Origin of the sequence: Segetibacter koreensis DSM 18137, assembly GCF_000374045.1 — a bacterium.
GTDB classification, from domain to species: Bacteria; Bacteroidota; Bacteroidia; order Chitinophagales; family Chitinophagaceae; genus Segetibacter; species Segetibacter koreensis.
In genome coordinates, this window is the sequence record NZ_KB893317.1 from 114062 (window position 1) to 128074 (window position 14013).

Genomic DNA, 14013 nt, shown 5'->3' on the forward strand with positions numbered 1-14013 from the left:
TGTCTGATGAACGTAATGCGACGCAACGATGAATTATTAATAATTTGATGCTTGTACCCTACATTTTCTTTTTAAGATAGCCAGAGTTAGTTTAAGCCATTCCTGCTGCTGTTTTCAATGCCTCCACAATTGCATTTGGAGCCATCTTCAATTTAAATGAATTATACTTAAATCCTTTCGCTCCTTTCATTGCAATCTCTGCTGCGTTACGAAAACTCTCTTCAGAAACCTTTTTTCCTATCAATGCTTTTTCAGCTTCATGCAAGCGCCAGGGTTTATGCGCGACACCGCCCATTGCTAATCTTGCATCTTTAATAGTGTTTCCTTCCTGGTTAAGAGCCGCGGCGACAGAAACGAGTGCAAAAGCATAAGAAGCCCTGTCTCGGATTTTTAAATAATGAACATTTTTAGTAAAAGAATTATCTGGAATTTCGACCCCGGTAATTAATTCGCCTCTTTCGATGTTGTTATCTTTTTGAGGAGTATCGCCTGGAAGGCGGTGAAAATCAGCAAATGCAATACGCCGGTTGCCTTTATGGCCTGTAACCAAAGCAGTGGCGTCTAACGCAACAAGCGCAACACACATATCGCTAGGATGAACAGCAATGCATGTATCACTGTGTCCAAAAATAGCGTGCATACGATTAAAGCCTTCCAACGCACTGCATCCCGTACCGGGCTGTCGTTTGTTGCAAGGCAAAGCGGTGTCATAAAAATATGGGCAGCGTGTACGTTGCATCATGTTGCCACCAACTGTGGCCATATTTCTTAATTGGGCTGAAGCTCCTGCATTTAACGCTTGTGCAAGCAGTGGATGTTTTTGAATAACTAATTTGTTTTCTGACACTTCGCTGTTTAGTGCAAGAGCGCCAATTCTTATTCCGCCTGCATATGCTTCTATCGCTTTTATTGGGAGGTTATTGATGTCTATAATAGTATCTGGAGAAGTAATTCCCCTTTTCATTAAATCTATAAGATTTGTTCCGCCGGCAATAAATTGTGCGGAAGCATTTTTTGTAAGAGCGCTTATTGCTGCTTTTTGATTTGCGGCGCGAACGTATTGGAACTGTTTCATACCTGTTGCCCTCCCTCTTTAACTTCCATTATTGCATCTACTATGTTTGGATAAGCTCCGCACCTGCAAATATTTCCACTCATAAATTCCCTTATTTCTGCTTCGGAATTGGCATGGCCCTCACGAATGCATGCGACGGCAGACATAATTTGTCCGGGTGTGCAGTAGCCACATTGAAATCCATCGTGTTTTATAAAAGCCTGCTGCATCGGATGCAGTTTTTCTCCATCTGCAAGACCTTCAATAGTAGTAATTTTTTTGCCCTGCTGCATAACCGCGAGGCTGAGGCACGAGAGAACCCGTTTTCCATTGACATGTACTGTGCACGCACCGCATTGTCCGTAATCGCAGCCTTTTTTTGTGCCGGTAAGCGCCAGTTGTTCGCGAAGAAGGTCGAGTAGGGTAGTTCTCGGCTCTACGCTTAGATCATGGTTTACTCCATTAATTTCAAGCTTCAACGGCATCTTTTCAAGTGAAGAGGCAAACTCTTCATCCCATTTTTCTTCTGCCGCCTTTAATACAGCAGCGGGCGTAATAGCAAGACCTGTTAATAGCGAAGATTGTTTCAAAAAATCCCTTCGGGATTCATTAATACCGTTACATTCTTTTTCGGTTGTTATACCGGGCTTTTTATTTGCCATAGAATTAAAGATTATTTCAAAATTTAAATTAGGCATTTTACTATAAAATACCATATTTAAAAGGTTTTTTAAATAAAAAAAGGGAAATGATTTTTCTCATTTCCCTTTAATCGTTCCCACAAATATTAATCCCCCAATCAATACCCATGAAGCAATAAAATTAGTGCTTTTAGTATATAATGCGATAGTAAAAAATCGTCAATTTTTTTTGTTTTGTTAACTGCTTCCTGCGCTGTTTAACTGTTTTTAAGAACGATAGATATATCTATTATAAATATACAATTGGCAATTTAAAAATTATTCCTATACATTATAATATATCATCTTTTTTCAGCCAAAAAGCCCGCACTGCATTTAGCTGATCAAAATCCAATGACTCTTCAATTTCGTCTTTTGGCCTGTCGTCATCCAGTAATGTGAAGTGTCGTTCTGGTCCGTCTTTTTGTTTTAAGATAAAGTGGAAGCTGTTATCTCCTGTTTTATTTACCTCAACATGAACCCCATCTTCTAAAATGAATTTAATCGGAAAATGTTTTGACATAAGTTTAAGTTTAACCAAAGTTATAAAAGTAATAAATCATCTGCAACTGACAGTAAGTGTAGCCTTACGGTAAAAACCAGATAATAGTATGTAATGAATAAAATTAATATTTAAAACCTTCTTAAGTACTTGTAGTATTTGAAGTGAAATTTTATTAAAGAGAAGCACTCATTGTTTGATAATTGGCTCCTTCCCTTTTGATGCGTCCTGCTCTGCCGCAAGAAGGTAAATCAATGAGGCGGTTCCATCCATCGTGGGTTCGTTAGTGCTGTAATCACCATAATCATCGTGATATACAGCCAGGTCACTTTGAAATTCTTTATATTCATCATCTTCATGTAATTGTATACCAATAAGGTTACTATATATGCTGGTATACACAGGCCCGTCAACTAAACCACCATCGATAGGATAATTTTTAAGATGGGTAAAAGCAGAGTGTGGGTCTACAGGTGTATCTCCTGTTGAGGGTAAGCCATATACCATGCTCGTTCCCCAAGGATTACAGCCAAAAATCCAGTCAAAAGATGCCTGTTCAAGTTGCAAATACTTTTTATCATGAGTAAGCTGCCTGTACCAATAGCACTGAATTGCGAAACTCACAGTCAGGTTATTACTGCACCATATAAACGGAACGCCTCGATAAAAAGCATTTGAGCCGGCTTTTTTCCAGACTCTGTCAATACCTTCTTTATAGAACTGTATAATTGTATCTCTTCGCTTATCTTTTAACTGCCTTGCTAATTCATAATGCCCGACATTTATAAAAGGATACCATTGGTAGTGTTTTGCTGTATCGGTACCTAACCAGGGAGTAACAGGTTCATGCTTAGCATATTTATAAGCTTTAGTAAGAAGATCACCAGCATTTTTTTTCTGTTTGTGTAAGTTATATTGTGTTGCGTAAGCTAGTTCCATATCATCTGCCCAGTTATCTTCGGCATATATATAAGGAGAAAGTACAGAAGCAGTCTGGCAGGCTCCTGGTTTATCGAAACCCAACTGTATTGCAGTTGCTGATTTTTGTTGTAGTTGCACTGCATATTTTTTTTCAATTGTCTTGAACAACTGAAAGCCTAATCCAAATGCACTGCTAAATTTTCCTGCAGTTGAAGCAACCCCGGTTGTATTATTCATAAACTTACCACGTACCTGCGGTTTACCTGTACAAAAATAAACCGGGCGTTCTAGCCCTTTACCGTAATAATTGGTATCTTCCTTTGGTATGCGCATTCCTTTATGGTCTCTGTCATCACCTAACTGGTTAAATAGCCAGTCATCTTTCGGATGCATTTTTAGCAGCCAGTTTAAACCCCATTTCGCTTCATCCAATATATCCGGTACCTGATTTTTACCTTCTAAACCATTCGAAAGTTTTTCATCTTTAAACATTTTTGGAAAGTCCCTGTAGGCGGCCAGTAAATGATAAGTAGCATTGGCACTTGTTGTTGAATATTGCAGGTAGTCACTTGCATCATGCCAACCGCCTACTACATTTATATGTGTGCTGTCAGGCACGGGTGCGTAGAGTGTATAACCATCATGAGTGTGACAGGAATCTTTGAGGAATGGATTAAAGCCACTTCGTTGCTGCCGCATATATCGCAAACAAAAGTCTGCGGCTCCGTCATACACATTTTTATTAATGGAAAATACTGGTGAAATAATGTTGTCGACTTTTAAAAAATATTTGCCTGGTTTATTAAAACGAGAAAAATCGAGCCTGTAAGTACTGGCAAAAGGACCATATTTTCCAAACGCCTTGTCTACTTTCCCCTTATAAGCAGTCTTATTTATAGATGCACTAACAAGTTCAAAATCACTAATCAATACAGGCACTTTGCTACCAAAAACTCCAACCTTTACGCCGCCTGGCAAATAACCTAACTGGTTAATTCTTATCCAGCCATTGATTGATTGAGAATAAGAAACATTATTAAACAATATTAGAAATAGTACGAACAGAAGTGTATTTTTCATATAAGGTGGGAATGTACAAAAAAAATGTTTCATGTGCCCCAGCTAAAGAAACATACAACCATATGTAGCAGGTAAGAGTTAAGAACTAAAATGTATAGAAAGGGGAAACTTAAAATAATCGGGTATTTCACTTATACTTCACCTCCGACCAATGCAGGAGCCGGCGTAGGAAATGGAAATAATAATCGTTAAATAATCCATCATAAACAAAAGTTACTCCATTAATTCAAATTGACTGTGTTTTTATCTTTGGAGTGATTTTTATGACAGCTTGTATTGGTAGCACCACAGTGCTTTTCATAAAAATGGCTCTCAGTATTCTAACGTCTCATTTAAACAAAATCGCCATGAAAAATGACTTTTCAAAAAAGGAGAGCATTGTCACACAACAGGAATATTTGAATCATCTTTTAAAAAATTCCCGTTTTCTTTTTTTTATTTTCTCTACATTTTTTTCTACTGTTCTTTTTGCGCAGCAAACGATTACAGAAAAGGTAACTTCCGGAGATACGGAGATTATAATAGACTGTTTTTTTTCTTACAATAATTAAGTGTCAAATTTTCTGAAAAACAAAAAATTGTTTTTGTATAAATAATTCTAAAAGCTCCCTGCGAACCGTTGCTTGGCGGGAAGCTTTTTTATAGATTAATAATCCTATTCTCCGCTTTTAAGCAGTTGTTTTAAGAATCAATAATCAAAACGTTATTATGAAAAAATTTGTACAATACAGTCTAATGCTTTCCATGTCATTTGTTCTTGGGAATATATCACTGGTGGCACAAGTAAAAAAAGACCCGCAAATAAAAAATGAATACAAAATTGATCTTTCAGGTGGTTGGCTTTTCCAGGTTGATTCGTTGGATGAAGGCGTACAACAGCAATGGTTCAATAAAAATTTAAAAGATAAAATTCATTTGCCTGGTTCAATGACAACAAATGGTAAAGGAAACGATGTTGATGTTAATACTCCCTGGACGGGAGGTATTGTAGATTCTTCATGGTTTTTTAAACCTCAGTATGCCCAATACCGTAAAAAAGGGAATATTAAAGTGCCTTTTTGGCTGCAGCCTATAAAGTACTATAAAGGTGCTGCATGGTATCAAAAAACTGTCAACATTCCCTCATCATGGAAACAGAAACATCTTGAACTTTTCATAGAAAGGAGTCACTGGGAAACTACTGTCTGGATTGACAACAAGGAAATAGGAATGCAGAACAGCCTAGGTACTTCACATGTCTTTGATCTTACAAAAGCATTAACTCCCGGGTCTCATAAAATATCCGTCAGGGTTGACAACAGGGTTAAAGAGTTTAATGTAGGCGAAAATTCACACAGCATATCCGATCACACCCAAAGCAACTGGAACGGCATGGTAGGAAAGCTCTTTATTGCTGCCCGTCCATCTGTTTATATTGATGACATTCAATTATTGCCAAATTTAAAGAATAAGGAAGTAGCGGTCCATATCATTATTAAAAACAGTTCTGGTGCACCTGTTAAATCAACTCTTGAGCTTTTGGCAGTATCAGATAATTCTAAAGCCGAAAAGCTGAAGGGGCGGAAATTGGAAATTGAGGTAAAAGCTGATAGTGCGGTTGTAGATGCGGTATATCCTATGGGTAATAACCCTTTATTGTGGGATGAATTTCATCCTAACCTATATTCTTTTAAAGTACGGCTGACATCTGGAAGAGAAAATGCTGAAGAAAGGAACGAAACCTTTGGTATGCGTGAATTTTTGGCAAAGGGAACTCAGTTTACGATCAATGGCAATCTTACTTTTCTTCGCGGCACTTTAGAATGTGCCATTTTTCCTAAAACAGGTTTTCCTCCAACTGATACCGCATCCTGGATGCATGTTTTTAAAGTATGCCGGTCTTACGGTCTCAACCATATGCGTTTTCATTCCTGGTGCCCGCCGGAGGCGGCTTTTGAAGCTGCAGACAGGTCAGGTTTTTACATACAGGTTGAATGCTCTTCATGGGCAAACCAGGACGCTACTATTGGTGATGGTAAGCCATTGGATGAATACATTTATGACGAAAGTCGCCGTATGGCAAAAGCTTATGGAAATCATCCATCTTTTGTAATGATGCTGTATGGTAATGAACCTGCCGGCAAAAACCATGTAAAATATCTTACTGATTTTGTAAACTACTGGAAGCAAAGAGATTCCCGCAGACTTTACACCACGGGAGCAGGCTGGCCAATAATTGCTGAAAGCAATTATAACAGTACACCGGACCCTCGCATACAGGCATGGGGAGCAGGCTTGAAAAGTATCATTAACAGTCAGCCGCCCAAAAGTGATTATGACTGGTCAAATATTATTTCAAAATGGCAACATCCTACAGTAAGTCATGAAATTGGTCAGTGGTGTGTATATCCTGATTTTAAAGAAATAGCAAAATATACAGGTGTATTAAAAGCTAAAAATTTTGAAATCTTCCGAGACAAGCTTGTTAGTAACGGACTTGGTAACCTTGCCGATTCTTTTCTTTTGTCATCGGGAAAGCTGCAGGCATTATGTTATAAAGCTGATATAGAAGCCGCCTTGCGTACTCCAGGCTTTGGTGGTTTTCAACTGCTAGACCTTCATGATTTTCCCGGGCAGGGCACAGCTTTAGTTGGTGTTTTAAATCCTTTCTGGGAAGATAAGGGATATATTACATCAAAAGAATACAGCCAGTTTTGTAATTCAACAGTTCCCCTGGCAAGGCTTCCAAAAATGATTTATACAAACAACGAGGAACTATTGGTTCCCATAGAAATTGCTCATTTTGGCGAAGCTCCTATAAATAACATTACGCCAGAATGGACCATTAAAGATGCTTCAGGTAAAACATTGTTTAATGGAACACTGGCAAAAACAACTATTCCTGTAGGAAATGGTTTTAAACTTGGAAATATTCAGCAAGCATTATCTTCCTTGAAAACGGCAACTCAACTGGTTCTAACAGTTTCTATTGGCAATCACCAAAATTCATGGGATATTTTTGTGTATCCTGCGTCTTATCCTGCAGAGAATAATGATGTTGTGGTAACACAGGACGTTGATAAGGCAATGCAGGTTCTTAACAGTGGCGGAAAAGTTCTGCTTACAATAAAAAAAGGATCATTGAAACCTGAGAAAGGTGGAGATGTAGCAATAGGCTTCTCAAGTATATTCTGGAACACAGCGTGGACACATGGACAACCACCCACTACCTTAGGTATTTTATGTAATCCAAAACATCCTGCATTAAAGAATTTCCCTACAAAATTTTACAGCAATTGGCAGTGGTGGGATGGAATGAGTCATTCGCAGCCCATTCTTCTTGACTCGGTGTCAAAAGGCTTGCAGCCAATAGTAAGGGTGATTGACGATTGGGTTACCGCACGCTCTCTTGGGCTGATTTTCGAATGCCAGGTAGGAAAAGGAAAATTAATTGTTTCAGGTATAGATCTAGTTTCTGATGCCGGTAAACGACCGGAAGCACGACAGCTTTTGCACAGTTTAAAAACATATATGGCTCAAGAGCAGTTTAAGCCCGTAGTAAAGGTTGCAGCCTCAAGCATAGAAGGCTTGACAAAGTAAGGGGTAAAAGTAAAGGCACAACAATGAGAAGATTTTATACTGCTTTGAAAATAAAAATGATTTAAAGAGATAAATAGCAAAGGAAGATTTTTAGTAATTTTTCTATTAATATCAATAAGCTAATGAATTCTTTTTTCGCGATAGTCTATGGGGGAAATTCCCATTACTTTGCTAAAAAGACGTGAGAAGTAATACTGGTCTTCAATTCCTAATTCCAGTGAAATTTCTTTGATTCTCATACTTGTAAAAAGTAAATATTGGCAGGCTTGCTGTACTTTTAAGTGGTTAAAATATTCAATAGGAGTGAAGCCAGTCTTCTTTTTAAAAATGGATGAAAAATGTGAAGGCGATAAATTTACGGAAGCTGATATCTGTTGCAGTGTAAGCAGTTGGTTTACATTTTTTCTAAGAAAGTCAATAGCAAGGTCGATCGAATCTTTAAAGTGTGAATTACTGTCTGCATTGTAATTACTATTGTAAATAAAGCCGGCAATAAAGTGCCACAAACACATGTTTGAATATACCAGATGATCGCTGCTATAACCTCTTTCTAATTGACTATAAATTTCATTGAAGAGGGCTATACAATTTTTATTATCGAGGTTAAAACCTTTGTATCCATTATATTTTTGAACCATCGACGTAACAATGGAATTAGCTATAGAGCCTTTGAAATGTATCCAATAAATTGTCCAGGGATTGTTTTCATCAGCTTGATATTTGTGAGGGATTCCTATAGGCACTATAAAAAAATCTCCGGCTTCGATTGTATAAGTGGCATTGTTAATAAAAGCTTGCCCTTTGCCTTCAAGGCAGTAAATTAAAATGTGTTGTTCAGCACCTTCATACCGTTCGCGATAATGAAATTGTGCTTTAGGATAATAGCCAATATCAGTTATATAGAGTGTGCTAACAACATTATTCCCAGCAACGAGATCTGATAAAATTTTCCTTGGTATCACTATAGCTTTCTGACCCTGGAAACCTTCTTTTTTTCTCAAGTCCTGATCCATAAGATTTATGTGTGAATAACAGTTTACACGACCTTAAAAATAGAACTGATAGTTGAATAATCCATCAAATGCAAAAGTTTCTCCATTAATTAAAAATGTAAGTGGATTTACTTTTACTTAATAATAAAAATTTCAGAATCCGCGATATGAAAGAACAGGTAAAAGCATGGGTAGAAAATGTTGTAATCCCTACTTATCCCGCCGGTCAGCCTGAAAAAAATCCTATGTTCCTCGAAAAGAGGGTTTACCAGGGCAGCAGTGGAGTTGTCTATCCACATGCAGTTATTGAAAAAATTTCAGATGAAAGAGTTGATAAAGTTTACAAAGGTGTATTCCTTGAAAATGAATACATTAAAATAATGGTTTTACCTGAATTAGGCGGCAGAATTCAAATGGCTTACGATAAAGTAAAACAAAGACATTTCGTTTATTATAACCAGGTTATTAAGCCGGCTTTGGTGGGTTTGACAGGCCCATGGATCTCAGGCGGAATAGAGTTTAACTGGCCTCAACATCACCGTCCAAGTACATTCGAACCTGTTGATTTTACCATTGAGGAAAATAAGGATGGTAGTAAAACAATTTGGGTAAATGAAGTTGAAAGAATGTTCAGAACAAAAGGAATGGCAGGCTTTACATTGTACCCTCAGAAGGCTTTTATCGAAATAAAGGGAAAACTGTATAATCGGACACCGTTTCCACAAACGTTTTTATGGTGGGCGAATCCTGCTGTTAAGGTAAATGATAATTATCAATCTATATTTCCTCCCGATGTATATGCTGTATTTGACCACGGTAAGCGTGATGTGTCTTCTTTTCCGATAGCAAAAGGAGTGTATTATAAGGTGGATTATGCCCCAGGTACTGATATTTCGAGATATAGAAATATTCCTGTTCCTACTTCGTACATGGCGATAAACTCGAAGTATGATTTTATAGGCGGATATGAGCATGATACACAGGCAGGACTGCTTCACGTAGCAGACCACCACATATCACCTGGTAAAAAGCAATGGACTTGGGGACATGGTGAATTTGGCCAGGCATGGGATAGAAATCTTACAGATGAGGATGGTCCTTACATTGAATTGATGACGGGTGTTTATACTGATAACCAACCGGACTTTTCATGGATGCAGCCGTATGAAGAAAAAACTTTCAAGCAGTATTTCATGCCTTATGCAGAAGTTGGCGTCGTGAAAAATGCTACAAAAGAAGCAGTCTTGGGTGTAGAATTTGAAGGCATTCATGTCGAAATCAGGCTTTATGTTACCTCTCCTTATGAAAAAGTAAAAGTTGCATTGTTGCGAAACAAGCAGGAATTAATTAGTGAAATAATCACTATCTCTCCCGAAAATCCTTACCTGAAAAGACTAACGCTGTCTAAAGTTGAAGCTCCCGAAGAAATTCAGACCATAATAACGGATATTAAAACCGGTAAAATCCTGGTAAGTTATATACAGGAAAAAGCGGTGAAACAGGATATGCCATCTCCAGCACAGGCAGCAAAAAGACCGGCGGATGTAAAGAACAACGAACAACTTTACCTCACCGGCCTTCACCTGGAGCAATATAGGCACGCGACTTATATTGCAAGCGATTATTATGAAGAAGCCTTAAGAAGAGACGAAAAGGATGTAAGAAATAATAATGCGTTAGGTTTATGGTATCTTAGAAGAGGCAAATTTAAAAAGGCCGAACCTTATTTTAGAAAAGCTATTGCTACGCTATCTGAAAGAAATCCAAATCCGTACGACGGTGAGCCATATTATAATTTAGGTTGGTCACTTAAAATGCAGGGTAGAAATGACGAGGCTTTTGATGCATTTTATAAAAGCGTGTGGAATGATGCATGGCAACACGCGGGGTATTTACAACTTGCAAGAATATCTGCCGGTAGTGGCGAATTTGAAGAGGCTTTAGAATTAATTGATAAATCACTAGTAAAAAACTATCATAGTCACTCTGCAAGACATCTTAAAACTGCTATTTTAAGAAAACTGGGCATGAATGAAGAAGCATTAACTATGGTTGCTGAGTCTATGGCAATTGACCCTTTTAATTTCGGTTGTTTGTTTGAGAAATACCTGGTTCTAAAGATGCAAGACAAGCATGATGAAGTAAATGCAGCGTTGCAAAATCTCATTGAACTATCACATAAATGGATTCACAATTTTCTTGAATATGCTATAGATTTTGCCCATGCTGGTTTATATGACGAGGCAATTGAACTATTGCAATTATATCTTTCTAGTGGTGAAGAGGCAGACCCTATGATTTACTGTTACCTGGGTTGGTTTAGCTATCAATTAAATAAAATTGAAAAAGCTCTTGAATTTATTAATAAAGCGGCAACAGCAAATCCTGATTTTTGTTTCCCGAATCGTATTGAAGATGTAGTGGTTTTGCAAAAGGCTATAGAACTTAATCCTGCGGATGCCAAAGCGCCCTATTACCTCGGTAATTTGTGGTATGATAAACGACAATATCAGGACGCGATACAATGTTGGGAAAAATCAGTTGAAATTGATGATACTTTTCCTACTGCTCACCGTAACCTTTCCCTTGCATACTACAACAAATTAAATGAACCCGAGAAAGCACTTGCATCATTAGAAAAAGCATTCTTTTTAGATACCAAAGATGCACGTGTTTTAATGGAACTGGACCAGCTTTATAAGAGATTAAACAGACACCCTCAACAACGTCTCTCATTCCTTGAAACTTATTTGCCTTTAATTACTTCCCGTGAAGATCTATACCTCGAGCGTATTACATTGTACAACCAGTTGGGAGAGTATCAGAAAGCTAAACAGTTAATGACATCGTATAAATTTCATCCATGGGAGGGGGGCGAAGGTAAAGTTGTGGGGCAATACCTGGTGAGCCACCTCGCACTGGCAAAAACTGCTATAGAACTTGGCAAGGGTAAAGAAGCAATTCAACTTTTAGAGCAGGCAGAAACATATCCTGCTAATCTTGGAGAGGGTAAGTTGTATGGGGCCCAGGAAAATGATATATTGTATCTAAAAGGTCTGGCGTATGAACAGCAGGGAAATAAAGAATTAGCTGAAACATATTTCAAAAAAGCTACAATGGGTATTGATGAACCCGTGCAGGCCATTTTCTATAACGATCCTCAACCTGATAAGATATTTTACCAAGGACTTGCCCGCTTGAAATTGAATGAAAGAGATAAAGCAATATCGATTTTTGAAAAGCTCATATCTTTTGGTAGTCAGCATTTAAATGACAATATCAGTATAGATTATTTTGCTGTTTCGTTACCGGATTTGTTAGTATTCGAACCCGATCTAAACCTTCGGAATAAAATTCATTGTCTGTATTTAATGGGGCTGGGGCATTTGGGATTAGGCGACAAAAACCTCGAAAAGGCTAATGAGTATTTTCAACAGGTGTTAATGCTCGATGTTAATCACTCTGGAGCTGCAATTCATATAAAAATGATACAGTTTTTATCGGCGTAAAGCAGGAAAAGCAAAACAATCTTTTAAAGTAAAAGTATATTTAAATAGGAGCAAGTGGTTATAAGCAGAATTAAACAAGAACAATACAATTAATACATGAGTAATTCAAACGACCTTTTTAATAGTAAATATATTCTAGGCATTTCGTTCATCTCAGCCTTAGGCGGTTACCTGTTTGGTTTTGATTTTGCTGTAATATCAGGTGCGCTTCCTTTTTTAAGAAACGTATTTCATTTATCTGTGTATTGGGAAGGCTTTCTTACCGGTTCTCTTGCATTAGGTTGTATTGTTGGTTGTTTGATTGCCGGTAATCTTGCAGATAAGTACGGTCGTAAGCCTGGCTTAATGTTAGCTGCTGCCATTTTCGGCATTTCATCTTTAGGAATGGCCTTTTCAAATAGTATAGCAGTATTTATAACAATGCGGTTTGCGGCGGGCATTGGTGTCGGCATGGCTTCTATGTTAAGTCCTTTATATATAGCCGAAGTTTCTCCTTCTGCCATTCGTGGCCGCAATGTTGCTATTAATCAGTTAACAATTGTTATTGGTATTTTGGTCACCAACCTTGTCAATTATATTCTTTCTGACAATGGTCCCGATGCATGGCGCTGGATGTTTGGTTTAGGTACTATTCCTGCTTTGTTGTTTTTTATTGGAGTTATCTGGCTTCCTGAAAGTCCACGCTGGTTGATGAAAGCCGGACGAACAGGACACGCTAAAGCGGTTTTGGAAAAAATTGGCTCTCGGGGTTTTGCGCAAAAAACAATAGCTGATATTGAGCAATCATTAACAGGCGGTTCAAAACAATCGTATAAGGCAGTTTTTCAAAAAGCCGTACGGCCAGCAGTTGTATTAGGTATTGCATTAGCTGTTTTTCAGCAGCTTTGTGGTATCAATGTAGTATTTAATTATACTTCTACCATATTTGAATCCGTTGGTGCAAATCTTGATCGTCAATTGTTTGAGACGGTTGCGATAGGTATTGTAAACCTTGTCTTTACACTTGTCGCAATGGCGCTTGTAGACAAGCTGGGTCGTCGCCCTTTGATGTTGATCGGTTCTATAAGCCTCGCTATATTTTATCTTATTCTCTCTACTTTGCTTAAAAACCACGCAAGTGCGGCCCTGGTTTCTATTGTGGTATTATTGGCAATAGCAACATATGGAATGTCTTTGGCTCCTGTAACCTGGGTTTTGATTTCAGAAATTTTTCCTAATAATGTTCGCGGTAAAGCATCTTCAGTAGCCATTGTTTCTCTGTGGATCGCCTATTTTATCCTGGTTTTTACATTTCCTATACTGGCAGCAAAATTGGGTACGTATGGCCCATTTTATTTTTATTCCGGAATATGTTTCCTTGGCTTTTTGTTTATAAAATCAAAGGTGAAGGAAACAAAAGGACAGACTTTAGAAGAACTGGAAGGAATGATGGTGGGTCATTAAATACATAAAGAGTATTAAAAAGATTATTTTCATTCTTAGATCCTGCTAATTACCTGCTCTTGAAAGATCTTCAATAGGTATTTTTTTTGTGAAAAGAGTAGAAATGTGAAAGTACTGCAGAAAGTAAAATGGGTGAAAAAAGCTGGAAATGATTTACAGCATAACGGTTTATATTTCAATACCAGTTTTATCGTTCTTCTTACAAATAAAAATGCCACAGCTATTTGCGGCATTTTTATTTGTAATGGTACAA

The 14013-nt window shown here is 37.8% G+C and carries 8 protein-coding genes; 3 read left to right on the plus strand and 5 right to left on the minus strand.

Annotated elements, in window-relative coordinates; all coding sequences use genetic code 11:
* Positions 1-91 precede the first annotated feature (91 nt).
* The 4 genes from B154_RS0105805 to B154_RS0105820 all read right to left on the minus strand — a co-directional run bounded on the left by B154_RS0105805 (position 92) and on the right by B154_RS0105820 (position 4237).
* The gene (locus B154_RS0105805) at positions 92-1075 is read right to left on the minus strand and encodes an FAD binding domain-containing protein (RefSeq protein WP_018612494.1); all 984 of its coding nucleotides are present in this window, start codon (positions 1073-1075) and stop codon (positions 92-94) included.
* Positions 1072-1716: a (2Fe-2S)-binding protein gene (locus B154_RS0105810; RefSeq protein ID WP_026259998.1), complete on the minus strand. Its 645-nt coding sequence runs from the start codon at positions 1714-1716 to the stop codon at positions 1072-1074. The genes B154_RS0105805 and B154_RS0105810 overlap by 4 nt, the downstream gene beginning before the upstream one ends.
* 310 nt (positions 1717-2026) lie before the next feature.
* Positions 2027-2257, minus strand: a complete 231-nt coding sequence (locus tag B154_RS0105815; RefSeq protein WP_018612498.1) for a hypothetical protein — start codon at positions 2255-2257, stop codon at positions 2027-2029.
* A gap of 168 nt (positions 2258-2425) precedes the next feature.
* Positions 2426-4237, minus strand: a complete 1812-nt coding sequence (locus tag B154_RS0105820) for a glycoside hydrolase family 9 protein (protein ID WP_083934927.1) — start codon at positions 4235-4237, stop codon at positions 2426-2428.
* Positions 4238-4945: 708 nt separating this feature from the next.
* Here B154_RS0105820 and B154_RS0105830 point away from each other — a divergent pair.
* The gene (locus tag B154_RS0105830; RefSeq protein WP_018612504.1) at positions 4946-7816 is read left to right on the plus strand and encodes a glycoside hydrolase family 2; all 2871 of its coding nucleotides are present in this window, start codon (positions 4946-4948) and stop codon (positions 7814-7816) included.
* A 119-nt stretch (positions 7817-7935) separates the two neighbouring features.
* On the opposite strand, the gene B154_RS0105835 is transcribed toward B154_RS0105830, so the two are convergent.
* On the minus strand, positions 7936-8829 hold the full coding sequence (locus B154_RS0105835) for an AraC family transcriptional regulator (RefSeq protein ID WP_018612506.1): 894 nt from the start codon (positions 8827-8829) through the stop codon (positions 7936-7938).
* Positions 8830-8975: 146 nt separating this feature from the next.
* On the opposite strand from B154_RS0105835, the gene B154_RS0105840 reads away from it, so the two are divergent.
* Together B154_RS0105840 and B154_RS0105845 are read left to right on the plus strand one after the other, a co-directional pair.
* Positions 8976-12317 carry a DUF5107 domain-containing protein gene (locus B154_RS0105840; protein WP_018612508.1) on the plus strand — a complete coding sequence of 1114 codons (3342 nt, stop codon included), beginning with the start codon at positions 8976-8978 and terminating at the stop codon, positions 12315-12317.
* Between the two features lie 96 nt (positions 12318-12413).
* Entirely contained in the window at positions 12414-13760 is a 1347-nt protein-coding gene (locus tag B154_RS0105845; protein WP_018612510.1) for a sugar porter family MFS transporter, read from the plus strand.
* The last annotated feature ends 253 nt before the right edge of the window (positions 13761-14013 follow it).

Bases quoted from the DNA above. Each gene is read 5' to 3' on its own strand.
- B154_RS0105805 (WP_018612494.1), bottom strand. From the start codon at position 1,075: ATGAAACAGTTCCAATACGTTCGCGCCGCAAATCAAAAAGCAGCAATA.
- B154_RS0105810 (WP_026259998.1), bottom strand. From the start codon at position 1,716: ATGGCAAATAAAAAGCCCGGTATAACAACCGAAAAAGAATGTAACGGT.
- B154_RS0105815 (WP_018612498.1), bottom strand. From the start codon at position 2,257: ATGTCAAAACATTTTCCGATTAAATTCATTTTAGAAGATGGGGTTCAT.
- B154_RS0105820 (WP_083934927.1), bottom strand. From the start codon at position 4,237: ATGAAAAATACACTTCTGTTCGTACTATTTCTAATATTGTTTAATAAT.
- B154_RS0105830 (WP_018612504.1), top strand. From the start codon at position 4,946: ATGAAAAAATTTGTACAATACAGTCTAATGCTTTCCATGTCATTTGTT.
- B154_RS0105835 (WP_018612506.1), bottom strand. From the start codon at position 8,829: ATGGATCAGGACTTGAGAAAAAAAGAAGGTTTCCAGGGTCAGAAAGCT.
- B154_RS0105840 (WP_018612508.1), top strand. From the start codon at position 8,976: ATGAAAGAACAGGTAAAAGCATGGGTAGAAAATGTTGTAATCCCTACT.
- B154_RS0105845 (WP_018612510.1), top strand. From the start codon at position 12,414: ATGAGTAATTCAAACGACCTTTTTAATAGTAAATATATTCTAGGCATT.